The sequence below is a fragment of the Candidatus Planktophila sulfonica genome (assembly GCF_002288065.1).
Classification (GTDB): domain Bacteria; phylum Actinomycetota; class Actinomycetes; order Nanopelagicales; family Nanopelagicaceae; genus Planktophila; species Planktophila sulfonica.
The window spans coordinates 826,713-850,908 of record NZ_CP016773.1 but is presented as its reverse complement, the minus strand read 5'-3'; the positions used below and the strand labels follow the sequence as shown (position 1 = coordinate 850,908).

27 protein-coding genes are annotated in these 24,196 nt (G+C 49.4%); 24 read left to right on the top strand and 3 right to left on the bottom strand.

The genetic code is table 11. The features are described 5' to 3' along the window. The first annotated feature begins 26 nt into the window (after positions 1-26). From coaD to A1sIA56_RS04155, 21 genes are all read left to right on the top strand, one after another. Complete coding sequence (gene coaD / locus A1sIA56_RS04255; protein ID WP_095673703.1) at positions 27-509, top strand: pantetheine-phosphate adenylyltransferase; 483 nt, start codon at positions 27-29, stop codon at positions 507-509. Continuing rightward, a complete protein-coding gene (locus A1sIA56_RS04250; protein WP_223298405.1) occupies positions 506-994 on the top strand; it encodes an ATP synthase subunit B family protein in 489 nt (162 codons plus the stop codon). Before coaD ends, A1sIA56_RS04250 begins: the two co-directional genes overlap by 4 nt. Then, positions 987-1,565 carry a YceD family protein gene (locus A1sIA56_RS04245; protein ID WP_095673702.1) on the top strand — a complete coding sequence of 193 codons (579 nt, stop codon included), beginning with the start codon at positions 987-989 and terminating at the stop codon, positions 1,563-1,565. The genes A1sIA56_RS04250 and A1sIA56_RS04245 overlap by 8 nt, the downstream gene beginning before the upstream one ends. 76 nt (positions 1,566-1,641) lie before the next feature. Beyond that, positions 1,642-1,815 carry a 50S ribosomal protein L32 gene (gene rpmF, locus A1sIA56_RS04240; protein WP_095673701.1) on the top strand — a complete coding sequence of 58 codons (174 nt, stop codon included), beginning with the start codon at positions 1,642-1,644 and terminating at the stop codon, positions 1,813-1,815. Positions 1,816-1,864: 49 nt separating this feature from the next. Beyond that, positions 1,865-2,500: a ribonuclease III gene (rnc, locus tag A1sIA56_RS04235; protein WP_420021862.1), complete on the top strand. Its 636-nt coding sequence runs from the start codon at positions 1,865-1,867 to the stop codon at positions 2,498-2,500. A 90-nt stretch (positions 2,501-2,590) separates the two neighbouring features. Then, a complete protein-coding gene (gene smc / locus A1sIA56_RS04230; RefSeq protein ID WP_095673700.1) occupies positions 2,591-6,127 on the top strand; it encodes a chromosome segregation protein SMC in 3,537 nt (1,178 codons plus the stop codon). Positions 6,128-6,146: 19 nt separating this feature from the next. Continuing rightward, entirely contained in the window at positions 6,147-6,983 is an 837-nt protein-coding gene (ftsY, locus tag A1sIA56_RS04225; RefSeq protein ID WP_095673699.1) for a signal recognition particle-docking protein FtsY, read from the top strand. A 130-nt stretch (positions 6,984-7,113) separates the two neighbouring features. Then, positions 7,114-8,418, top strand: a complete 1,305-nt coding sequence (locus A1sIA56_RS04220) for an ammonium transporter (protein ID WP_095673698.1) — start codon at positions 7,114-7,116, stop codon at positions 8,416-8,418. Further along, positions 8,415-8,753 carry a P-II family nitrogen regulator gene (locus A1sIA56_RS04215; protein ID WP_095673697.1) on the top strand — a complete coding sequence of 113 codons (339 nt, stop codon included), beginning with the start codon at positions 8,415-8,417 and terminating at the stop codon, positions 8,751-8,753. The genes A1sIA56_RS04220 and A1sIA56_RS04215 overlap by 4 nt, the downstream gene beginning before the upstream one ends. Then, positions 8,687-11,056 (top strand): [protein-PII] uridylyltransferase, encoded by a 2,370-nt coding sequence (locus A1sIA56_RS04210; RefSeq protein ID WP_320410418.1) that lies wholly within the window; start codon positions 8,687-8,689, stop codon positions 11,054-11,056. The genes A1sIA56_RS04215 and A1sIA56_RS04210 overlap by 67 nt, the downstream gene beginning before the upstream one ends. 12 nt (positions 11,057-11,068) lie before the next feature. Next, on the top strand, positions 11,069-12,526 hold the full coding sequence (gene ffh / locus A1sIA56_RS04205; protein WP_095673695.1) for a signal recognition particle protein: 1,458 nt from the start codon (positions 11,069-11,071) through the stop codon (positions 12,524-12,526). Positions 12,527-12,694: 168 nt separating this feature from the next. Then, positions 12,695-13,282, top strand: coding sequence for a 30S ribosomal protein S16 (rpsP, locus tag A1sIA56_RS04200; protein ID WP_095673694.1), 588 nt, complete (start codon positions 12,695-12,697; stop codon positions 13,280-13,282). 2 nt (positions 13,283-13,284) lie between these two features. Beyond that, a complete protein-coding gene (locus tag A1sIA56_RS04195) occupies positions 13,285-13,524 on the top strand; it encodes an RNA-binding protein (protein ID WP_095531284.1) in 240 nt (79 codons plus the stop codon). Between the two features lie 14 nt (positions 13,525-13,538). Continuing rightward, on the top strand, positions 13,539-14,039 hold the full coding sequence (rimM, locus tag A1sIA56_RS04190; RefSeq protein ID WP_095673693.1) for a ribosome maturation factor RimM: 501 nt from the start codon (positions 13,539-13,541) through the stop codon (positions 14,037-14,039). Next, positions 14,039-14,722, top strand: coding sequence for a tRNA (guanosine(37)-N1)-methyltransferase TrmD (gene trmD / locus A1sIA56_RS04185; protein ID WP_095673692.1), 684 nt, complete (start codon positions 14,039-14,041; stop codon positions 14,720-14,722). The genes rimM and trmD overlap by 1 nt, the downstream gene beginning before the upstream one ends. 38 nt (positions 14,723-14,760) lie before the next feature. After that, positions 14,761-15,729, top strand: a complete 969-nt coding sequence (locus A1sIA56_RS04180) for an acyl-ACP desaturase (protein WP_095673691.1) — start codon at positions 14,761-14,763, stop codon at positions 15,727-15,729. 21 nt (positions 15,730-15,750) lie between these two features. Next, a complete protein-coding gene (gene miaB / locus A1sIA56_RS04175) occupies positions 15,751-17,163 on the top strand; it encodes a tRNA (N6-isopentenyl adenosine(37)-C2)-methylthiotransferase MiaB (protein WP_095673690.1) in 1,413 nt (470 codons plus the stop codon). Beyond that, positions 17,160-18,062 carry a tRNA (adenosine(37)-N6)-dimethylallyltransferase MiaA gene (miaA, locus tag A1sIA56_RS04170; RefSeq protein ID WP_095673689.1) on the top strand — a complete coding sequence of 301 codons (903 nt, stop codon included), beginning with the start codon at positions 17,160-17,162 and terminating at the stop codon, positions 18,060-18,062. Before miaB ends, miaA begins: the two co-directional genes overlap by 4 nt. Before the next feature lie 4 nt (positions 18,063-18,066). Continuing rightward, positions 18,067-18,873, top strand: a complete 807-nt coding sequence (gene dapF / locus A1sIA56_RS04165; RefSeq protein WP_095673688.1) for a diaminopimelate epimerase — start codon at positions 18,067-18,069, stop codon at positions 18,871-18,873. After that, positions 18,873-20,339, top strand: coding sequence for a GTPase HflX (gene hflX / locus A1sIA56_RS04160; protein ID WP_095673687.1), 1,467 nt, complete (start codon positions 18,873-18,875; stop codon positions 20,337-20,339). Before dapF ends, hflX begins: the two co-directional genes overlap by 1 nt. Positions 20,340-20,451: 112 nt before the next feature. Then, on the top strand, positions 20,452-20,748 hold the full coding sequence (locus tag A1sIA56_RS04155; protein WP_095531292.1) for a DUF4193 domain-containing protein: 297 nt from the start codon (positions 20,452-20,454) through the stop codon (positions 20,746-20,748). On the opposite strand, the gene A1sIA56_RS04150 is transcribed toward A1sIA56_RS04155, so the two are convergent. Continuing rightward, positions 20,720-21,172 carry a DUF3093 domain-containing protein gene (locus A1sIA56_RS04150; RefSeq protein ID WP_223298403.1) on the bottom strand — a complete coding sequence of 151 codons (453 nt, stop codon included), beginning with the start codon at positions 21,170-21,172 and terminating at the stop codon, positions 20,720-20,722. The two genes, A1sIA56_RS04155 and A1sIA56_RS04150, sit on opposite strands and share 29 nt — an antisense overlap. Positions 21,173-21,214: 42 nt before the next feature. Here A1sIA56_RS04150 and A1sIA56_RS04145 point away from each other — a divergent pair, with 42 nt between their 5' ends. Genes A1sIA56_RS04145 through A1sIA56_RS04135 form a run of 3 tightly spaced genes read left to right on the top strand, consistent with a single transcriptional unit; the run spans position 21,215 to position 22,850 of the window. Next, positions 21,215-21,799 (top strand): PaaI family thioesterase, encoded by a 585-nt coding sequence (locus tag A1sIA56_RS04145; protein WP_095673685.1) that lies wholly within the window; start codon positions 21,215-21,217, stop codon positions 21,797-21,799. Next, on the top strand, positions 21,796-22,239 hold the full coding sequence (dut, locus tag A1sIA56_RS04140) for a dUTP diphosphatase (RefSeq protein WP_095673684.1): 444 nt from the start codon (positions 21,796-21,798) through the stop codon (positions 22,237-22,239). Before A1sIA56_RS04145 ends, dut begins: the two co-directional genes overlap by 4 nt. Then, positions 22,236-22,850 (top strand): DUF3159 domain-containing protein, encoded by a 615-nt coding sequence (locus tag A1sIA56_RS04135; protein WP_095673683.1) that lies wholly within the window; start codon positions 22,236-22,238, stop codon positions 22,848-22,850. Before dut ends, A1sIA56_RS04135 begins: the two co-directional genes overlap by 4 nt. On the opposite strand, the gene A1sIA56_RS04130 is transcribed toward A1sIA56_RS04135, so the two are convergent. Further along, entirely contained in the window at positions 22,837-23,496 is a 660-nt protein-coding gene (locus tag A1sIA56_RS04130; RefSeq protein WP_095673682.1) for a potassium channel family protein, read from the bottom strand. The two genes, A1sIA56_RS04135 and A1sIA56_RS04130, sit on opposite strands and share 14 nt — an antisense overlap. Positions 23,497-23,499: 3 nt before the next feature. Next, a complete protein-coding gene (locus tag A1sIA56_RS04125; RefSeq protein ID WP_095673681.1) occupies positions 23,500-24,159 on the bottom strand; it encodes a potassium channel family protein in 660 nt (219 codons plus the stop codon). Between the last annotated feature and the right edge of the window lie 37 nt (positions 24,160-24,196).

Here is a 24,196-nt window from a genome sequence, read left to right as displayed (position 1 = left end):
CAGCAATCATTGCTAGCGTTTGCACTATGAAACGCGCTGTGTGCCCAGGATCCTTTGATCCCATCACCTATGGCCACCTCGACATCATCGAGCGCGCAAGTGGGCAATTCGATGAGGTAATCGTTGCAGTCTTCGTTAACCGCAATAAATCAGGGCTCTTCTCTGTCCAAGAGCGCATCGACATGATCGCTGAAAATGTGAAGAAGTTTCCTAATGTGCGCGTTGATTCAGGAAGCGGACTCCTCGTCGAGTACTGCAAGAAGAATGGCGTGCAGGCAATCGTAAAAGGCCTTCGCGCCGTTACCGACTTCGACTACGAACTTCAGATGGCGCAAGTACATATCCAAGCATCTGGCGTTGAAACCATGTTTATGGCTACATCTCCCACCCACTCATTCTTATCTTCATCCATTGTGAAGGAACTCGCACACTACGGTGGCGATGTCTCATCAATGGTTCCGGCAAATGTCAACGCAGCACTGAAAGCAAGAGCAGAGGTACAGAAATGACAATGGACTCAATCGAAAAACTCAACACTGCGATTGCAATCGTTGAAGAAGCTCGTGGCGTTCCACTCTCTGCTTCATGTGTCGTCCATCGCGGTGAGATGCTTGAAATCCTCGAAGGTGCTCGCGATGTTCTCCCTGCCGATTTATCTGGCGCCGAAGAAATCATTACAAAGCGCGACCAAATTATTGAAGAGGGGCGCACAAGCGCTGAATCAATGATTGCGACTGCACGCGAAGATGTCGCTCGCATGGTCGAGCAGACCTCTATCGTTCAAGCAGCTCGTGATGAAGCCCAGCGCATTCTCGATGAAGCGCGCGATGTAGCCGAAGATGAGCGCCGTGAAGTTGAGGCATATATCGATGGACGCCTGGCAACTCTTGAAGTAATTCTCAATAAGACCATGGAAGCTGTTGCACGCGGTCGCGAACGCCTTGAGGGTGCTGACGATAAAGATATTCTTTCGCAGCTCAACTCTGATGACTAAGAAAGCCAACCCATTCCTGCTTAACACCCACGAGCTACCTCGTCGTGCGGGGGAGCTCAAGGAGTACGAGCTCGATATTGAAGCTAACGCACGCATTGGCGTTCCACTTATTGCAGTTCCTGAAGGCGATGTCATCGAAGCCGATGTGCGCCTTGAATCAGTTACCGAAGGCGTACTACTTAGCGCAGATATCTACGCAGTTGCGATCGGCGAATGTATTCGTTGTCTCGACACCGTCGAACAAGTTGTCGAACGTAAAATTCAAGAGCTTTATCGATACGAACCAACCAATGAAAAGGGTCGTAAGAAGCGCCGCGAAGAAGACGATATTGATCTCGATGTTGAGGATGAACTCCAGATGGAGGGCGATGTCATGAACCTTGAGATCCCCATCATCGATGCCATCATCTTGGCTTTGCCTGTGAACCCCCTCTGCTCGGAGGAGTGCCTAGGCCTCTGTCCAGACTGTGGCGAGAAGTGGGCGAGCCTGGCTGAGGACCATGCCCACGAGGTCATAGATGCCCGCTGGTCAGGCCTTGAAAAGCTCGATTTTGGCAAAACCGATAAATAAGCGATACTTACGCCCATAGCAGCGGCAATTTTGTTGAAGCTCTCCGTAAAACCTAAGAAGATTAAGGACGACTACCGTGCCAGTACCAAAGCGAAAGATGTCTCGTTCGAAGACACGTTCACGTCGAAGCATGTGGAAGACAACTGCTGCAGCAATCTCAACCTGCCCACAGTGCCAGGCTCCAAAGCTCAACCACGTTGCATGCCCTACATGCGGTACATACAACCGCCGTCAGGTTCTCGAGGTCTGATCTGTTCTCAAAACTTCTTGAGCAATTAGGCGTTGAACTTTCTCCTGAACTGCTCGAGTTAGCTTTTACCCATCGCTCTTTTGCGTATGAAACAGGTATTACAACCACTAACGAACGCCTTGAATTTCTAGGTGATTCTGTTCTTGGACTCATTGTTACTGAAGAGCTCTATCTTAAATATCCAGATCTCGACGAAAGTCGTCTCTCTCCGCTTCGCTCTGGCATCGTCAATATGCGTGCGCTCGCAGATATCGCTCGAACTCTCGATTTAGGTAAGTACATCCGCCTTGGAAAGGGCGAAGAAGTCACCAATGGCCGCGATAAGAACTCTCTTCTTGCCGATGCACTTGAAGCTCTCATTGGCGCTATCTATCTCGAACGCGGTTTCGCCGAATGCACAACTGTCGTTAACCGATTAATCGCCGATACTCTCGAAAGTGCGATGGCAAAAGGCGCAGGACTTGATGGAAAGACCGCACTCCAAGAACTCCTTGCTTCACTTGGTAAAGGATCACCAGAATATGTAGTGACAGAAACCGGCCCAGATCACGATAAGAGTTTCACTGCTGTCGCAATGGTTTTGGGTGAAGCAGTTGCAGAAGGCCTTGGAAAGAGCAAGCGAGAAGCAGAACAATCTGCTGCGCGCACCGCCTTCGAATTACTTTCGCAACAACAGATTTCTTAGTCAAAACCCTGCAGTTAAGACAAACCCTCAAGTAGAACTTGAACCGAGTCGCTTTTATACCAATGGCTCGCGCAACGATAGGTTAACCGCGTGTATTTGAAGAGCCTCACCCTCAAAGGATTTAAATCCTTTGCTTCGGCGACCACTCTTCGTCTCGAACCCGGAATCACTTGCGTGGTCGGTCCTAACGGTTCTGGAAAATCAAACGTCGTTGATGCACTCACCTGGGTTATGGGTGAACAAGGTGCAAAGTCACTTCGCGGCGGAAAGATGGAAGACGTTATCTTCGCCGGAACTTCAGGTCGTGCACCACTAGGCCGTGCAGAAGTTGCGGTAACAATTGATAACACCGATGGCGCGCTCCCTATCGACTACACCGAAGTAACTATCTCTCGCATTCTCTTCCGCAATGGACAGAGCGAATATCAGATCAATGGAGAAGCATCACGTCTTCTTGATATCCAAGAACTCTTGAGCGATTCAGGTATCGGTCGCGAGATGCACGTCATCGTTGGCCAGGGCCAACTTGATGCAATCTTGATGGCAACACCTGAAGAACGTCGCGGATTTATCGAAGAAGCTGCAGGCGTGCTGAAGCACCGCAAGCGTAAAGAGAAGGCAATTCGTAAGCTCGATTCGATGCAGGCAAATCTTGCTCGCGTAAACGATCTCACCGTCGAACTCCGTCGCCAGCTACGCCCATTGGGTAAGCAAGCTGAAGTCGCGAAGAAGGCGGCAACAATCCAAGCTGATTTACGCGACGCGAAGTTGCGTCTGCTTGCCGATGATTACATCTCTCTATCAAAGACACTGGACGCAGAAGTTGCAGACGAGAACGCGCTACGCGAGCGTCGCGCAGATGTTGAAGGCGAACTCGACAAGGTACGTCGTCGCGAAGAAGAGCTCGACGCACAGTCTGCCTTTGAAAGCCCGCTTCTTATTAAGGCGCAAGAGAACTTCTATTCACTCAGCGGTCTTCGCGAGAAGTTCCGCGGAACTCAATCTCTAGCGCAAGAACGCTCACGCTTCCTTGCTGAAGAAGCTGAAGAAGCGCGCAGCGCAGGACGTGATCCTGAAGCGCTCGATCAAGAAGCAGCAACTCTTCGCCAAGAAGAAGCCCAACTTCGTGGGGCAGTTGTTGAAGCGCAGAACGCGCTAGCTGCATCGACTGCATCACTTGCTACATCAGAAGCTGCACTCAAAGCCGAAGAAGACACTATTGCTGCCGCAATGCGCGCAATTGCAGATCAACGTGAAGGTACTGCGCGCCAAGAGGGACATATCAAATCTCTTGCTGCCCGCCTTGAAGCAATCACCGAAGAAATATCTCGACTTGCAGCAGCTCGCGCAGAAGCGCAGTCACGCGTTGATTCAGCGAAGAGCGATTATGCAAAATTTGAGATGGAGATCGGAAACGCCGATGCCGGCGAACAAGGTCTCGATTCACAATTCGAAGGCGCAAAGAATTCACTCGATGTAGCCAAGAAAGCTCACGCTGAACTTGTTGATGCTGAACGCGCTGCAGATCGCGAACGCAATGCCACGGAATCTAAACTTGAAGCAATGCGCCTTACATCCGATTCGCGAGATGGGGCAGCTGCTCTCATCCGTGATTCCCGTGGCGTGCAAATTCTTGGAAGCATTGCCTCTCTCATCCAGATTGATTCTGGTTGGGAAGCAGCAACTGCAGCCGCACTTGGCTCACTCGCAGATGCAGTAGTTGTTAAGGATCTTTCATCTGCTGTCAGTGCGCTCACAACTCTTCGCAGCGAGAACTTGGGTCAGGCAGATGTCTTGGTATATGAACCAGGTCAACGCGCAGGTGGTGAAACCCCTTCAGGCCAAACATCACTTCTTAGTCATGTTCGCTCATCTGAAATCTCAGAACTTCTAGCTTCACTTCTTGCAACAACAGTCGTTGCTGAAAATGCAAGGGATGCTGAATCAATCCTTCGCCAGCACACACATGTAACCGTTGTTACACGTGATGGTGATGTCATTACATCTCACCGTGCACGTGGTGGTTCCGCTTCTTCTACTTCACTGATCGAAATCAAGGCGCTTGTCGATGATCTGGCAAAGAAGCTCGAAGATCTGAATCACAAGTGCGATCGACTTAAATTTGAAATCTCAACAGCTGCAACAGAGGTAGATGCAAAACAAGCTGCCTTTGATACTGCGCTCAGCAAACTCAACGAATCTGATGCTCGCATTGCAGCAATTACAGAACAACTTGCAGTCTCTGGACAGAACATAAAATCTGCAACTGCTGAAGTTGAACGTCTAACTGTTGCAATTAATGAGGCAACTGCTGCAAAGTCACGCGATGAGAACGAGCTTTCAATTGCTTCAAATCAGATGCAGAACCATGGCGAGATTGCAGAACCTGATCATGCACGCGCAGAATCTCTCCGTAACGATGTATCAAATGCCCGTACTGCAGAAGTAGAAGCACGACTTGCTGTGCGCACCTCTGAAGAACGAGTGGCATCGATTGCAGCGCGCGCTCTTGCCCTTGAAGAATCTGCAAAGGCTGAACGTGAAGCTTCAGAACGCGCGGTCTCACGTCGTGGTGCACGCGCACGGGGTGCGGTAATTTCACAGGCAATCGCAGAAGCTGCCTATGAAGCACTTATCAATATTGAACGCTCTATCGCTAAGGCACAGACAGAGCGCACACGACTTGAAAACGCTCGCGCAGATCGTGAAGGCGAGACCCTCACCGTTCGCGCACGTAACCGCGAACTCACACAAGAACTTGATCAGCTCACCTCAAGTGTTCACCGCGACGAAATTGCTCGCGCAGAACAACGTATGCGCGTTGAAGCTCTCCAGACCAAGGCTGTTGAAGAACTGGGCATTGATATCCCAACTCTCGTGGCTGAATACGGTCCTGATAAAGATGTCCCAACATTTATCGAAACCGAAGAGGGCGAAATTGTCGCCACCGAACTCATCCCTTATCGTCGCGATCAACAAGAGAAGCGCCTTGCAGCAACTGAGCGTTCATTGACCTTGCTCGGAAAGATCAACCCACTTGCTCTCGAGGAGTACAACGCGCTCGAAGAACGCTTGAAGTTCTTGGCTGAACAGCTGGAAGATCTCAAGCGAACAAAGAAGGATCTCCTCGACATCATCAAGGAAGTTGATGATCGCGTGCAGCAGATCTTCATGGAAGCATACGAAGAAGTTGCCGAACACTTTAAAGATATCTTCTCGCGCCTCTTCCCAGGTGGAGATGGTCGCCTCTTCCTCACCAACCCAGATGATTTGCTTAACACCGGTGTTGATGTTGAAGCACGACCACCAGGAAAGCGCGTCAAGCGCCTCTCACTGCTTTCAGGCGGAGAGAAGTCACTTACCGCTGTTGCTATGTTGGTCGCAATCTTCAAGTCACGTCCAAGTCCGTTCTACGTACTCGACGAAGTTGAAGCAGCGCTCGATGATGTAAACCTCGGTCGCCTCCTTACAATTCTTGAAGAACTTCGTGAAAGTTCACAGTTGATCATCATCACTCACCAGAAGCGCACCATGGAAATCGCTGATGCGCTCTACGGCGTCACAATGCGCGGCGATGGCGTGACAGAAGTAATTTCGCAGCGTCTGCGCGAATCTGAAACCGCCTAACTTCATTAGGTTGTAAGCGATGGGTCTCTTCAATCGGTTAATCGCCAAAGTTCGCGGAACTTCTACTGCCTCAGCCCTGGATTGGTCTGAGATTGAAGTCGAACTCCTTGCCTCGGATTTAGGTCCTTCACTTGTCTCTGAACTCCTTGCTGCATCGAAGAAGATGCGTGGCGATGATGCTGAATCTGCAGTCAAAGAGATTCTTACTTCAAAACTTTCATCAAAGCCACGTGCTCTACGAAGCGATCTTTCAACAAATGTCATCATGGTCGTTGGAGTTAATGGAACCGGCAAGACAACATCTGTTGCAAAACTTGCCACCTTGCTCCACAAGAACGGTGAGTCAGTAACGCTGGCAGCAGCTGACACCTTCCGAGCCGCAGCTGTTGATCAGCTGAAAACATGGGGCCAGCGCATTGGCGTCGAAGTCATTGCGGGTAAAGAAAACGCGGAACCAGCATCGGTCGCATTTGATAGCGTAAAACGAGCCGTCGAACTCGGTAGTAAATATCTGATTGTTGATACAGCGGGGCGTCTTCACAATAAGAGCGATCTGATGGCTGAACTTGGAAAGGTAAAGCGCGTCATTGAAAAGGGCGCACCACTTGCTGAAGTTCTCCTCGTGATTGATGGCACCACCGGTCAAAATGGATTGGCGCAAGCGAAAATCTTTAGTGAAGCTGTTGAAGTCACCGGCCTTATTGTTACCAAACTCGATGGAAGTGCCCGCGGGGGAGTTGCCCTAGCAATCGAGAGCGAGCTCGATATCCCGATTAAGTTCATCGGGACAGGCGAAGCGGCCCAGGATTTCGCCCCATTCGAGCCTGAGGCCTATATCGCTGGCCTGCTCGCGTAACCCGCTCGTAACACAACGGGCCATTTTGTGACCCTTTCTTAACCTGCAAATCCTTCCTATGTAACTCAGTTCATGCATCTTTACGCCATCTCAACGACGAGTGCCCCTCATCTTTGGAAATGGATTAAATATGGAAGACGTAGTTCTTAACGGTGGTGACACCGCTTGGATGTTAGCAAGTACTGCATTAGTACTTCTCATGACACCTGGTTTGGCATTCTTCTACGGAGGAATGGTTCGTACAAAGAGCGTACTCAACATGATGATGATGTCGATGATCACTATGGGAATCGTAAGCGTTCTCTGGGTTATCTACGGATTTGAATTAGCGTTCGGTCATTCAGCCGATTCACCTTGGTATGGAGGAATTGGCTTTAGCGGATTCGGAGGAATGGTTAATGACTTCACCAACAACGGTGGCGTCTATCCAATTCCTGTTCTTGTGTTCGCAGCATTCCAGCTCATGTTTGCGATCATTACTCCTGCACTTATTTCTGGTGCAATTGCAGATCGCGCAAAGTTCTCATCATGGGCAATCTTCGTTGCAATCTGGTCAACAGTTGTTTACTTCCCAGTTGCGCACTGGGTATTTGCATTTGGAAACAAAGTTGGCGACACGATTACAGGCACTGGTTATCTTGCAGGTAAAGGTCTTGAAGACTTTGCAGGCGGAACAGCAGTTCACATCAATGCTGGTGCCGCGGGCCTAGCTTTAGCAATCGTTCTAGGAAAGCGCATCGGATGGCGCAAAGAATCTATGCGTCCTCACTCACTGCCATTGGTAATGCTCGGCGCAGGACTCTTGTGGTTCGGATGGTTCGGCTTCAATGCTGGATCTTCACTTGCTGCAAATGGAATTGCAGGACTTGCATTTATGAATACTCAAGTTGCAACAGCTGGCGCAGTACTCGGGTGGTTGCTCGTTGAGAAGATTCGTAACGGACATGCAACTTCACTCGGAGCAGCATCTGGAGCAGTTGCAGGTCTTGTAGCAATCACCCCAGCATGCGCATTCGTCGCCCCATGGGCTGCAGTAGTTATCGGACTTATCTCAGGAATCCTCTGCTCACTTGCAGTGGGAATCAAGTACAAGTTCGGTTTCGATGATTCACTCGATGTCGTTGGCGTTCACCTTGTCGGTGGAATCTGGGGCTCACTCTCAGTTGGATTCTTCGGCACACATGTTGTCAACAGCATCGGAATCGATGGAATCTTCTACGGCGGCGGAACTGATCTTCTAGTCAAGCAATCACTGGGCGTTGGTGTAGTCGCTGCATATTCATTCATTGCAACACTGATTATTGGTTTTGCAATCGAGAAGACAATCGGCTTCCGCGTCTCACGTGAAGTTGAAATCGAAGGCATCGACCTCAAGGAACATGCTGAATCCGCATACGAACTAGCAAGCTCATCACGTGGAGGTGCATCACTATGAAGTTGATTACCGCAATTCTCAAGCCGTTTAAGTTAGATGAAGTAAAAGATGCTCTGCAAGCTGCAGGCGTTACAGGTATGACTGTCTCTGAGGCCAGTGGTTTTGGTCGCCAGCGCGGACATACCGAGGTCTATCGAGGTGCCGAATACACCGTGGACCTGGTTCCGAAAGTCCGCCTCGAAGTTCTCGTTGATGATAAAGACGCTGCATCAGTAGTAGATGTCATCGTCAAAGCAGCATCAACAGGTTCTATCGGTGATGGAAAGGTCTGGACTACTCCTGTAGATCAGGTTGTTCGTGTACGCACGGGCGAAAAGGGAGCAGACGCAATTTAGTCTCTTCATCTATTCACGTAAGACAAACTAAGATTGGCGACATGGGAACACGAGAAAGACGCAATAGATCAAACGAGGGTGATCTGCTTCTTTCTTCTCTCTTCTCAAGTAGTGGCGCTAATCCGCACGATGTAGCAATCGCCGCGGTCGGAGGTTTCGGCCGCGGCGAGCTATCTCCAGGTTCAGATTTAGATATCGTCATTATTCATACAGGAGGACTTCTCGAAAAAGAACTTTCTGAGCTTGTAAATAAGATTCTGTACCCGCTGTGGGATAAGAATGTAAAGATTGATCATTCGGTTCGCACGCGCTCTGAAATTCGTGATATCGCCGATTCAGATCTCAAAGTCGCAATGGGCTTACTTGATATTCGCCTTGTATGTGGAAGTGCCGATTTAGTCGCCGCAGTGCAGGTAGATGCCCTTGAATCTTGGCGCCGTAATTCAAAGAGCAGATTGCAAGAACTAGAGGCATCTCTGACTGAACGCCACAAGCGCATCGGAGAACTGGCCTACCTTCTTGAACCTGATTTAAAGGAAGCACGCGGTGGGTTACGCGATATCACCTCACTTCGCGCCATACATAAATCATCTGCAATTGCGGTACCCATCGAACGCATTAGCGTTGCCGAATCCATTCTGGCCAATGTCCGTGAAGCGCTTCACATAGTCAGCGGTCGTGATAAGGATCGCTTGCTCTTTCAAGAGCAAGATAAAGTTGCAGAACATCTCGGTTACACAGATGCAGATGCGCTTATGAGCGACGTTGCACAAGCAGCTCGGTCAGTTGATTACTTATTAGATTCAACTTGGTACAGGCTGGCTCATAAAGGAAAGGACGGCGCTGGCCGTTTTCTGAAGAAAGTTCGCTCTACTCCGTTATCTCGAGATATATCTGTTTCAAATAAAGAAGTTGTCATAAGTGGAGATGCAGATTTTGCACTAGATCCCGTTATCGGTTTGCGTGCTGCTGCATCGGCTTCTCAACTGGGGTTACCGATTTCAATGGATTCACTGGAACGACTATCTGCAAGCCTCAGCCAGAACGTGGGACAACTTCCAAATCCATGGCCCCGTGACGCGCGTGAGAACCTGATCTCACTCATTGGCGCTGGTTCAGCAATGGTTCAGATCTTTGAAGCGCTAGATCAAGAAGAAATCATCTTTCACTGGATTCCAGAATGGAAAGCGGTACGTTCGCTGCCACAGCGTAATGTTCTGCATAGACATACAGTTGATCGCCATATGGTTGAGACAGCGGTGCATGCCGCAGCACTTACACGCCAAGTGCATCGCCCTGACATCCTGCTCTTTAGTGCGCTCTTCCACGACATAGGTAAAGGCACAGAAGAAGATCACTCAGAACGCGGAATGCGCCTGATCGAACCACTCGCTAAGCGAATTGGTTTCGATCCTGAAGATGTCGAAATTATCAAGTTACTTGTAAAGCACCACTTACTTTTGTCAGCTACTGCTACTCGCCGCGATCTTGATGATCCAGCGACTATTGCATCAGTTGTTGAAGTAATCCCAAATCTTCAAGTACTCGAACTCTTGCACGCACTTAGCATCGCTGATGGAGAAGCAACGGGTCGTGCAGCTTGGACCGATTGGAAAGCTTCACTTGTTGTAGAGCTAGTAAAACGCGTAGAGCTAGCGATTACCGATAACACAGTGGCGCTGCAGCCCGAGCTGACTGAAGATCAACGCCAGAAGGCAGAGAGCGGAGTTCTTGCTGTATCTATCGAAGATCGCGAAAGCGTTTATGCCATTGAAATTGTCGTTCCCGATAAGACAGGACTTCTCTCAATAGTTGCTGGCGTTCTCAATCTCTTGCGCCTGGATGTCAGATCTGCACGTACTAAGTCTCACGGAAATTCTGCGGTGATGGAGTGGATCGTTATCCCAGATCCTCATGCACCGCCGCTATCTGAGAAGAAGTTGCACCAAGAACTTCATGATGCACTAGAAAGCAAAAGTTCACTTGCCCGCCGTATTGAAGAGCGCATTGAGGCTTATGCCCAACTGCCGACAATTCCTGTGCCAGATCCGATTATCGATATCTTCGCCGATGCAGCAACTGATGCAACCATTATTGAAGTGCGCAGCCATGACCGACCTGCCTTGCTCTTCGGTATCGGTGATTCCATCACTAAGAGCAATATCGATATCCGCTCAGCAATCGTCACCACCCTTGGCGCTGAAGCGATCGACACCTTGTATGTCACAGAAATTGGTGGGGGACCGCTCAGCTCTGAACGCGCTGATGAAGTGGCAACTCGTTTGAGGTCTGCGCTCAAGTAGAGTTCCACCACTATGTTCGACAATCTCTCCAGCAAATTTGCCGGCGCCTTTAGCGCGCTTCGCTCGCGTGGAAAGATTTCCGAGAAAGATATCGATGCAACAACTGCCGATATCCGCCAGGCTCTACTTGAAGCCGATGTTGCTCTCGAAGTTGTCGAAGGATTCACCGAACGAATTCACCAGAAGTCTCTTGAGGTTCTACCCACACTTCAATCTGGAACCAATCAAGCACAAGCAATCTTTGATGTTGTAAATCAAGAACTCACCGAAATTCTTGGTGGGGGAGCCCGTCGCGTTCGCTTTGCAAAGAATCCGCCAACAGTCATCATGCTTGCCGGTCTTCAAGGTGCAGGTAAGACAACACTCGCTGCAAAACTTGCCAAGTTTTATAAAGAGCAAGGCGATACCCCAATCTTGGTTGCATCCGACTTGCAGCGCCCAAATGCCGTCAATCAACTTCAAGTTGTTGGTGAATCCGCAGGAGTTCCGGTCTTTGCACCTGAACCAGGAAATGGCGTTGGTAATCCTGTAAAGGTTGCACAAGATGGAATCGCCTTTGCGAAATCAAAGCTTCACAACATTGTCATTGTCGATACCGCAGGTCGCCTAGGTGTTGATGAAGAGCTTATGAAGGAAGCAATCGCTATTCGCGATGCGGTTAAACCTGATGAAATTCTCTTTGTCGTCGACGCCATGATCGGTCAAGACGCTGTGCGGACCGCCAAAGCATTCCAAGACGGTGTTGGATTCGATGGCGTGGTTCTCACAAAACTCGATGGTGATGCTCGAGGCGGCGCAGCGCTTTCGATTGCAGCCCTTACTGGCCGCCCAATCATGTTTGCTTCAACTGGTGAAAAGCTTTCTGATTTCGATATCTTCTATCCCGAGCGTATGGCTTCACGCATTCTCGGCATGGGCGATGTTGCAACTCTTGCTGAACAAGCCAAGAAAGCATTTGATGGCGATACATCAAAGAAACTCGAAGAGAAATTCATAGCCGGTGAAGATTTCACACTCGATGATTTCCTCGAACAACTCGAAGCAATGTCGAAGATGGGTTCTATGGGCAAGCTTCTCGGAATGTTGCCAGGAGCTGGTCAGATGAAAAAGCAGATTGAGAACTTCGATGAATCTGAGATCACTCGCACAAAAGCGATTGTGCAATCAATGACACCGCTTGAGCGCCGCGATCTCAAAGTTCTAAACGGTTCACGTCGCGCGCGTATTGCTCTTGGTTCTGGTCGCAAAGTTTCAGATGTAAATGCTCTCGTCGACAAGTTCACGGCGGCTCAGAAGATGATGAAGCAGATGCGTAAGGGTGGGGGAATGCCCAATATGAATATGGCTAGGGGCATGGCTCTACCGCCTGGAATGCCAGGCCTGCCACCAGCGCCAAGAAGCGCAGCCCCGCCACAGAAGAAGAAGTCGAAGTCTGGAAACCCCGCTAAACGAGCGTTAGAAAACGGCTGATTTCCACCAATTTCCACCAATTTCCACATTGTGAGCGTAACTGGCAAGATTAGCCACCTGTTACAGGGCCCTCTACCCCGGTAACAATCCAATCCACAATTGGACCTCTTCGCTACGCACCCCGCTGTAGCAATTTGGTACGACATACTTTTTAGGAGCACTACTTCTTTGGCTACAAAAATTCGTTTAATGCGCATGGGAAAAATTCGCACACCTTATTTCCGCATCGTCGTCACAGATTCTCGCAAGGCTCGTAACGGACTCTCAATCGAAGAGATCGGTCGTTATGTTCCAGGACAAGAACCATCAATCATCGAAGTTAATTCAGAGCGTGCTCTCTATTGGCTCGGCGTTGGTGCACAACCATCAGAGGCTGTAGAGGCGCTCTTGAAGGTCACTGGCGATTGGCAGAAGCACAAGGGTCTTCCAGGAACTGAAGGAACTCTTAAGTTCGCAGCTCCAAAGCCTGCAAAGAGCGTTGCATATGAAGCTGCAGTTAAAGCTGCTGCTGCAGAACCTGCAGAAGGCGCAACAACTTTGAAGAAGAAGGCGCAAGAGAAGCTTGCAGCTAAGGCGAATCCAGTGGCAGAAGTGTCCGAGCCAGCTGCGGTTGCAACTGAGTCCGAGGTTCCAGCGGTAGAAGCGACTACAGAAGATGTCGTAGTAGCCGAAGCAACTGAAGCTCCAGTAGCCGAAGCAACTGAAGCTCCAGTAGCGGAAGCAACTGAAGCACCTACAGAAGCAGCAGCAGAGTAATAATGATTGATGAAGCTCTCGAACATCTCGTAAAGGGAATCGTTGATAACCCTGACGATGTCAATGTGAAGGAGAAGACACACCGTCGCGGCACAACGCTCGAAGTGCGTGTTAATCCTGAAGATATCGGCAAGGTAATCGGTCGTAATGGACGTACAGCAAAGGCGCTTCGCACAGTCGTAAGCGCACTTGCTGGTCGCTCAGTACGTGTCGATCTCATCGATACCGACGAGGTTCGCTAAGTCATAACTCACCCATGAAATTAAACGTGGGCCGCATCGGTAAAGCTCACGGAATTCTCGGTGAAGCAACAATCGAAGTCCGAACAGATGAAGCTGAAGATCGCTTCGCTATCGGCGCAGTTTTACAGACAGAAAGCCACGGTGAATTAACCGTGGCTTCTGCACGTGTGCACAACGGAATTCTCCTGCTTGGCTTTGAGGGCATTGAAGATCGCAACGCCATTGAAACGTTACGCAATGAGCTTCTCTACGCAGACGTTGATATCGATGCGCCTGGACTTGATGAAGATGATTATCACGTCTTGCAGCTTGTTGGCTGTAAAGCCTTTTTGGTTGACGGGGATGAATTCGGCGACGTGACCGACGTTCTCAACCTTCCGGGGCAAGATGTCCTCGTCATAAAAACTGAATCAGGTGAAGCCCTGATTCCTTTCGTTCATCAACTAGTGCCTGTCGTAGATATCAAAAAGAAGAAGATGACCGTTATTCCTCCAGAAATCGATGGGAGCATCTGATGAAGATTGATGTCATCTCGATTTTTCCTGAATACCTTTCACCGCTCAAGCTTTCATTGCTTGGAAAAGCACAAAATGCAGGACTCGTAGATATCTCTGTTCACGATCTTCGTGCTCAGACAAATGACAATCACAACACTGTCGATGACACTCCATATGGCGGTGGAGCCGGCATGGTGATGCTCCCTGAAGTCTGGGGCAAGACAATTGATTCAGTGGTTACTGATGGCGCCGACATCATCATCCTTACGCCTGCCGGTAAGCGTTTCAATCAGAAGATGGCCGAGAGCTTCTCTTCATCAAAACAGATGATCTTTGCATGTGGTCGATACGAAGGCATCGATGACCGCGTGCGTCAGTATTACTCACAACCTGAATTTCAATCCCGAAATATTCGAGTGCATGAAGTTTCAATCGGAGACTATGTACTCGGCGGGGGAGAAGTAGCGTCGATGGTGATGATTGAAGCAATCACACGATTGATCCCTGGTGTTCTTGGAAATCCAGAATCACTCGCTGAAGAGTCACATAACAGCGAGGGTTATCTCGAATATCCAAATTTCACCAAACCTCAAGAATGGCGCGGTATCTCAGTTCCCGAGATTCTTTTGAGTGGTAACCATGCCGCAATTGCGAAGTGGCGCACACAACAGGCGGGGCAACGCGCGAAAGATAATCTCTAACTCGTTAGTAACCAATTCACTGCCGTACTGTTGCGCCCATGAGCGAAGAGTCAGCACGCATTCAGTCACGTCTTATTCGTGATCTCGAACCAATCGTAGCAGTAGAACTCGAACGCCACCTCAAGGTCCAGAAGAACTGGTACCCACACGAGTATGTCCCATGGTCTGAAGGTCGCGACTATGCAGGCCCACTCAATGGAGATGCATGGGAAGCGAAAGATTCACGTCTGACTCCTGTAGCTCAGGATTCACTCGTACTGAATCTTCTTACAGAAGATAACTTGCCGAGCTATCACACCGAAATCGCTCTCTCGATGGGCCGCGACGGTGCCTGGGGAAACTGGATTGAACGTTGGACAGCTGAAGAAGCGCGCCACGCAATCGTGATTCGCGATTACCTGATGGCAACTCGTGGAGTTGATCCATACGAACTCGAAGATCTTCGCATGGCACATATGTCTCTCGGATATCAAACTCCATATGAGAACGACATGTTGCACACCATCGCATACGTATCATTCCAAGAGCTTGCTACTCGCATTTCTCACCGCAACACGGGAAAACTTTCTGATGATCCAATCGCTGAAGGCATGATGCAGCGCGTTGCTCTCGATGAAAACCTCCACATGCTCTTCTATCGCAACACACTTTCTGCGGCCCTTGATATGGAACCAAATGCTGCAATGCGCGCAATCGCAGATGTCGTTACTAACTTCGATATGCCAGGAGCGAATATGCCGGGCTTCGGACGCAAGGCTGTTCAGATTGCCCTTGCTGGTATCTATGATCTTCAGCAGCACCTCGATGATGTCGTAGCTCCAGTTCTTCGTGCGTGGAATGTCTTCGAACGTACCGATCTTTCTGGCGATGGCCTCAAGGCGCGTGAAGAGCTTGCTGCATTTATGGATACGACATATAAGGCGGCTGCAACATTTAACGATAAGCGCGAAGTTCACTTCGAGCGTCAAATTGCGCGCGGCATTCAGCCAATTCGCATCACCAACTAAAGCTCAAATAAGATAGGCGCCATGACGCGCACATATCTCGTTGAGACCTACGGGTGTCAGATGAATGTGCACGATTCCGAACGTATCGCTGGTTTGTTGGATGAAGCTGGTTATCTTCCAGTTCCCGAAGGCCAGCAGGCAGATATCGTCGTCTTTAATACCTGTGCGGTGCGTGAAAATGCCGACAATAAACTCTATGGAAATTTGAGCTTCTTAGCGCCCATCAAGAAGAAGAACCCAGCGATGCAAATTGCAGTTGGTGGCTGTCTTGCGCAGAAAGACCAGTCAATCATTCTCAAAAAGGCACCTTATGTAGATGTTGTCTTTGGTACTCACAACGTGGGCTCATTGCCAGTGCTGCTCGAGCGCGCTCGGATTGAAGAAGAATCGCAGCTCGAAATCCTTGAAGCGCTTGAGCACTTCCCATCCACGCTGCCTGCCCGACGCTTCTCGGCCTTTACTTCATGGGTCTCGGTCTCTGTTGGCTGTAATAACACCTGTACTTTCTGCATTGTTCCAACCCTTCGTGGAGTTGAAAAAGATCGACCTGCCGCCGAAGTTCTAACCGAGATGCGCGCGCTCGTCGATCAAGGCGTCATTGAAATTACTCTGCTTGGTCAGAATGTGAATGCCTATGGAGTTGAGTTCGGTGACCGAGGAGCCTTTGCAAAGCTTCTCCGCGAGGCTGGGAAAATTGATGGACTTGAGCGCGTTCGTTTCATGTCTCCTCATCCACGCGATTTCACTGATGATGTCATCGAAGCTATGGCCGAGACGGCTAATGTGATGCCACACCTGCATATGCCTCTGCAATCTGGTTCAGATGCAATTTTGCAGACAATGCGCCGCTCATACCGCACCGATAAGTACCTGGGCATTCTCGATCGCGTTCGTACCGCAATGCCTCACGCGATGATTACAACCGACATTATCGTTGGATTCCCTGGAGAAACTGAAGAAGATTTCCAAGGAACTCTCGATATTGCAACCAAGGCGCGTTTCGCCGCTGCCTACACCTACAAGTATTCGATCCGCCCAGGAACTCCAGCAGGTGCAATGGAGAACCAAATTCCTGAAGATGTAGTGGGAGAGCGATACACACGCCTTCACGAGCACCAGCAGAAAATTTCTCAATCCGTTAACGAGGAAGCGATTGGTACAACTCATCGCGTGATGGTCTCTGAAATTGAAGGCCGTCGCGACGAAGTGAGATCTCGAATGACCGGTCGCTCTGAAGATTTCCGCCTCGTGCACTTCAGTAGTGATACCGATGCTCGCCCAGGCGACTTTGTCGATGTAAAGATTGCTGAAAGCTCTGCCCATTATTTGATTGGTGACGCTGTTGCAGTTCATCGCACTCGCGGGGGAGATGCACATACAGCTCGCACAGCTCCTGCTTCTACATCCCTCGGAATTCCTACGGTAAGAAAGTGAACCGAGTAATTGTCATCTGTGGGGCTACTGCCACAGGCAAGAGCGATATCGCAATTGAGGTGGCGCAAGAGCTAGGCGCTGAAATTATCAACGCTGATTCGATGCAGCTCTATCGCGGCATGGATATTGGAACTGCAAAGTTGCCTGAAGCAGAGCGTGGCGGAATCCCGCATCACCTTCTTGATGTTCTCGATGTAAATCAAGATTCCACCGTTGCTTGGTATCAAGAACATGCTCGCGCTGCGATTACAGAAATTCACTCCCGCGGCAAAGATGCTGTGATTGTCGGAGGCACTGGCCTGTACATCAAAGCGATTCTCGATGATCTCAATTTTCCAGATACAGATCCTGCCGTGCGCGCAAAGCTCGAAGCTGAAGTGGAAGAGTTTGGATCGGCTGCGCTTTTTTCTCGATTGGAAGAGTTGGATCCGGCTGCAGCTTTGGCGATTGATCGCGCAAATACACGACGCATCATCCGCGCGCTAGAAGTTATTGAGATTACCGGTCAACCATTTACTGCCAATTTGCCGCGAGAAGATAGTTCTCGCTATCCCGACGCCCTTCAATTTGGCCTTGTCATGGATCGCGAGCATCTGCGCGAGCGAATCGACCTTCGAGTCGACCGCATGTGGGATGCAGGTTTTGTCGATGAAGTAGACCAGCTAATTTCTCAAGGTATTCGCGACGGTGTCACAGCTCAACGTGCACTTGGGTATGCCCAAATCATTGCGATGCGTGATGGAACCATGAGTGAAAGCGAAGCCAAGGAAGATACAAAGCGCGCAAGCCGTCAGTATGCCCGTCGCCAAGAGACCTGGTTCTCACGTGATGCGCGTATTCAATGGGTTGCCCAACATCAACCACGTCTCGAAACTATCCTCCAGAAGATAAACTCCTAGCATCATGACCAAACCAGTAATCGGTACATACGGCCACGGCACCGAAAATGACTTCGTGCTGGTCTATGACCCAGAAAATTCATTCACGATTTCAGAGGCACAAATTTCTGCTATTTGTAACCGCAGTACGGGAATTGGTGCAGATGGATTTATCCGTATTACTAAGGCCGACGGTAAGTGGTTTATGGATTACCGCAATGCCGATGGTTCGATTGCAGAGATGTGTGGCAATGGAATTCGCGTGATGGCTAAATATCTGGTCACTCGCGATATCCAGCCCGAAGGAATCTTCGCCATTGATACTCGTGCCGGAATCAAACATCTGCGCGTACCTCGTGACGGCGATATCTCGGTAAATATGGGACATGTCACCGATGAAATGGAAGAAATCGAAGTTTCAAATAATGGTCATACCTGGAGTGGATACAACATCAATGTCGGCAACCCGCACGCTGTTGTCTTTGTAGATTCCATGGACGATATCGGCTCTTTTATTGGTGCACCTGCTGTTTCGCCAGCATCGTCATATCCTCAAGGCGTCAATGTTGAATTTGTAGAAATCTTGCCGAACTTTGAAGCAAAGATGCGGGTTCATGAACGCGGAAGCGGAGAAACTCGTTCTTGTGGAACCGGCACATGTGCAGTCGCACTTGCAGCAACACTCAAGACAAATGGAAAGCTCCCGTCGCGCTGGACCATTTACCCACCAGGTGGTCGTCTCATCGTCGATATTGATGGACACTCCAATGCAACCCTTACAGGTCCTGCCGTTATCCTCGAAGATCACGACCTCACAAAGTACTTGTCGTAATGACTGACGACGGTTACGACAAGTTATTCGATGAGCTCCTGCGCGAGAGCGCACGAGTTGCTTCAGATTTTGATTTCGATGAAAGTGATTTTCAGGAGAATGAGCAACAAGAACTTTCTGACCGTAATGCGCTTCGACGAATCAAAGGTTTCTCAACTGAACTTCAAGATATCTCTGAAGCTGAATATCGCCAATTACAGTTAGAGCGCGTTGTACTTGTTGGTGTCTGGACCGAAGGAACAGCTGAGATGGCTGAGAATTCAATGGCCGAACTTAAGGCGCTGGCAGAGACTGCGGGCTCTGAAGTTCTAGAAGCGTTGATTCAACGTCGCGATCGCCCGGATCCGGCAACATATATTGGTTCAGGAAAGTTGATTGAACTCAGACAGATTGTCGTTGCAACGGGCGCTGACACCGTTGTCTGCGACGGAGAACTTTCACCGGCCCAGCTTCGTACTCTTGAAGATAAGTTGAAGGTAAAGGTTGTTGATCGCGTTGCCTTGATTCTCGATATTTTTGCCCAGCATGCCAAGAGTAAAGAAGGTAAGGCTCAGGTAGAGCTAGCCCAGATTGCATATCTACTCCCACGCCTTCGCGGTTGGGGAGATTCTCTTTCACGCCAGGTCGGTGGTCGCGCTGCAGGTGGTGCCGGTATTGGTGGTCGCGGACCTGGTGAGACAAAGATTGAAACTGATCGCCGTCGTATTCGTGACAAGATGGCGAAACTTCGTCGTGAAATCGCTGAGATGAAAGTATCTCGCGATACAAAACGACAAGAACGCAAGCGCTTCAATATTCCATCTGTTGCTATTGCTGGTTATACCAATGCTGGAAAATCTTCCTTACTCAATGCTTTAACCGGTGCCGGTGTGCTCGTTGAAAACGCGCTCTTTGCAACGCTTGATCCGACTGTTCGTAAGTCTGAGACCGCAGATGGTCGCGTTTACACACTCTCTGACACCGTAGGTTTTGTGCGCCACCTTCCACATCAATTGGTCGATGCCTTCAAATCAACTCTCGAAGAAGTTTCAGGCGCAGACTTGATTGTGCATGTCGTTGATGGTTCGCACCCTGATCCCTTTGAGCAAATTCGTGCGGTGCGACAAGTCATCACGGAAATTGGTGGGGGAGATGTCCCTGAAATCATCGCTATCAACAAGGTAGATATCGCCAGCCCCGATGTAGTTATGGAGATTCTGCGAAAAGAGCCAAATAGTTATGCATTCTCAGTTCGTTCTGGATTCGGAGTTGAAGGACTTGTTCACGCCATTGAAAAGTCTCTGCCGCATCCCAGCGTAGAAATCACAACAGTCATTCCGTATCACCGCGGAGACCTGGTAAGTGCGATCCATGAACAAGGTGAGATCTTGAGCGAAGAACATCTTGCAGAAGGCACCGCAATTCATGCCTATGTCGATGGTGGATTAGCCAAAGCGATTGAAATAGCCACGGCAAAGCAGGAATAAAGGCGACACGCCGAGTGTTGTATCGTCTATAGAGCAAAGAATGCGCCACTATTCGCGCATGCCGGGTAATTAGACCCGCTCATAAGAAATGTACGGAAGCGAGGTGAGAGCAGTGGCAACAGATTACGACACACCCAGAAAGACCGACGAGGAGCTTCACGAGGAATCGTTAGAAGAACTCAAAGCTAAGCGCGTTGATGCACAATCAGGACAGATCGATGTTGATGAGGCAGAAGCTGCAGAGAATCTTGAACTTCCAGGCGCTGACCTATCGGGTGAGCAATTAGCTGTTCGAGTAGTTCCAGTTCAGGTTGATGAATTTACTTGTTCACGTTGTTTCTTGATTCATCACATTACACAACTTGCTAAGGGCGAAGGCGCTAAAGCAATTTGTAAAGAGTGCTCGTAAGCTCTTTAGCGTTCTTACAACTTACCAACCAATACGGAGTGGGATCACGTTCATCTTGTAACGTGATCTTCACACCGGTTGAAATCCAGAAGGTAATCGCCAGATAAGCTGCCGGATCTGCATCTCGAGTCCGAAGTAGCCTCATCTGCTGAGTATCGATGTGCTCAACTTTTGAAAGATATTTCAACTCGATATGAGCGCGGCCAATACGCAGCTCCTTCTCAGTAACCTCTATTTCAGATTGCGCTGAACGAGCGATAGCAATGAGTGCGACAGTGGCCAAAATCCAAGCAATGAGTGCAGATCGATTATCAAGAGCTGCCCAAATGGCGACAACAAGTGAGAGAAACATGAAGTAGATAAAGGCTAAGAGCCACAATGGTGGACGAATTACTTCCTTGAATATCACTTCACTTTTCGCCACGAGGTCTAGGTTATCTCTCTATTCATCAAGTAATCTACATACATGAGTCGCGTTGCAAGCACTACGCCTCCCGAGGGAGCCGAGATTCCTGCTCGACATCCAATGTCGCCGGCAACTGGAACCCAGATCCCATCCCACTTTAAACACTGCTTCGGATGCGGAGAACTTCACCCGACTGGCTTACATCTTGTAGCTCATGTCGGAGAAGGCGCAGATATCACTGCAGATTTTGTCGTCACAGAAAATCACCAAGGAGCACCTGGCTTGGCTCATGGTGGGCTCTTATCTCTGGCATTTGATGAAGCTCTTGGAAAACTTATGTGGCTTCTTCGCGCCCCAGCAGTTACTGCACGCCTAGAAACCGATTTTCTAAAGCCTGTTCCTATTGGAACAAAACTTCATATCACTGCCCGAATTACCGGCCAGGTAAATCGCAAGGTGTATTCCGAAGCTGAAGGGCGACTCGGAGGCCCTGAAGGGGAAGTTGCAGTACGTGCCGCAGCACTTTTCGTCATTGTTCCGATGAAACACTTCCTTGAAAATGCGCCTGCCGAATACATGGAAGCTCTGCGCAAGAATCCTGGACTTCTTAACTTTGTAGATCCAGAGTTTGATATCAATCCATGAGCGAATTCCAAGTATTAATTAAGAGGCTCGATCCTGATCTTCCATTGCCTCAATACTCAAAAGGCGGAGATGCTGGAGCAGATATCGTCTCTCGCATCGACATCACTTTGGCTCCGGGGGAGCGCGCACTCGTTCCCACTGGGATTTCAATCGCACTTCCTGATGGATATGTTGCGTTGGTTCATCCACGTTCTGGTTTAGCAATTAAACATGGCGTCACAATGGTCAATGCACCCGGCACCGTTGATGCCGGTTACCGCGGAGAACTCCAGTGCATCATGATTAATCACGACCCTAAAGAAAGTGTCACTTTTAAGCGCGGCGACAGAATTGCACAGTTGGTTTTCCAGAAAGTAGAACGCGCACACTTTGTAGAAGTTGATGAATTGCCTGGATCGGGCCGCGGCACAGGTGGATTTGGATCGACGGGTCGTCAATGAGCCAACACGAAGATCGCGAAAAAGTTCTTGCAGCATTTGGCGGCAAGAAAGGACTAATTGATTCTGGAATTCCATCGGTCATCTTCTTAGTTGTCTTCAACATCTCAAAGGAGTTGCAGACAGCGCTTATTGCTTCAATCGCTGTTTCAGCCCTTCTGACTATCCTTCGATTGGCGATGAAGGACACCATCCAGCATGCTCTCAGCGGATTTATCGGCGTGCTGATCTGTGCTTGGTTTGCCAACCGAACAGGCAATGCCAGCGATCTTTATATTCCAAAGTTACTTACCAACCTTGGCTATGGAACCGTTTATCTGATTGCGAACCTTGCTGGATGGCCGATTCTTGGTGTGATGTTAGGGCCGATTCTTGGTGAAAACCTCACATGGAGAAATCATCCTGAACGTAAACGCGCATATACCTTGGCGAGCTGGCTCTGGGTTGCGATGTTCTTTACTCGTATTGCTGTGCAGTACCCAATTTACAAGAGTGGCAATGTCAATCTACTTGGCACAGTAAATCTAGCTATGGGATATCCACTCTTTATTGCAACTGCATATGGATCATGGCTGATTTTGAAGAACGCGCCACAACGAACTACTGAGCGATAAAGCAGCCCTTAATCAAATCTTCTGCAGTTGCAGAGGCTACGAATAGCAATTCATCTCCTGCAATAAAGACATCGCTTGGTGCCGGTGCAATAACGCGGCCATCACGAACAATCGCTGCAAGGGAAGCATCATCAGGAAGCGTTACTTCTTCCACTGTCTTTCCGATACATGTTGAAGAGTCAGGCAAGGTGAGTTCGACAAGATTTGCTTGACCGCGGCGGAATGAGAAGAGTCGTACAACATCTCCGACGCTGACCGCTTCTTCTACAAGTGCGGCAATGATGCGTGGAGTAGATACAGCAACGTCTACACCCCACGATTGATCAAAGAGCCATTCATTCTTTGGGTGGTTGATACGTGCAACAACACGAGGGACGCCGTATTCAGTCTTTCCAAGAAGGGATGCAACTAAATTAACTTTGTCATCGCCGGTTGCAGCAACTAAGACGGCGCATTTATTGAGCTGAGCGTTATCAAGGGATGCAATTTCGCATGCATCGGCCATAAGCCATTCAGCATCTGGGACAGAATCAATCTTGAGCGCCTTAGGGTCACGGTCGATAAGTAGAACTTGGTGTCCGTTATCAAGGAGTTCACGGGCAATCGCGCGACCAACATTTCCTGCACCTGCAATAGCGATTCTCATGGACTATTCACCTGGTCCTTGCGTTAGTGCTTCTTCTGCAGCGGCCATGCCATCATCACGGATAGTCATGTGAACAAGATCGCCATCTTGAAGAACAGTTTGTGGTTCAGGGATGAGGCCTTCACCGAGACGAGTAAGGAAGGCAACGCGTGCCTGCGTTGCAGATTCGAGCTCTGAGATTGGACGTCCATACCAATCGAGATGAGGATGAACTTCTAGAAGCTGAACGGTTCCGGTTGCATCGCGCCATTCAGAACGAGCACCTTCTGGTGCGATACGACGCAAAATCTGATCTGTTGCCCAGATAACTGTTGCAACTGTTGGGATGCCAAGGCGCTGATAAATTTCCGCGCGACCTGGATCGTAAATACGGGCCACAACATTGGTTACGCCATAACTTTCGCGCGCCACACGTGCAGCCAAAATATTTGAGTTATCGCCATTACTTACTGCGGCAAATGCTTGAGCACCTTCGATACCTGCCTCAAGGAGAGTATCTCTATCGAAACCAACGCCCACGATTGTGCGACCCTTAAAGTCAGGACCCAATCGGCGGAATGCTTCTTTTGCTTGATCGATAATTGCTACGGAATGGCCGGCAGCCTCTAGTTCGATAGCAAGAGATGAACCAACTCGACCGCAACCCATGATGACAACATGCACAGGGTTAACCTACTACTGGTCGCGCCAAAAATCTCTC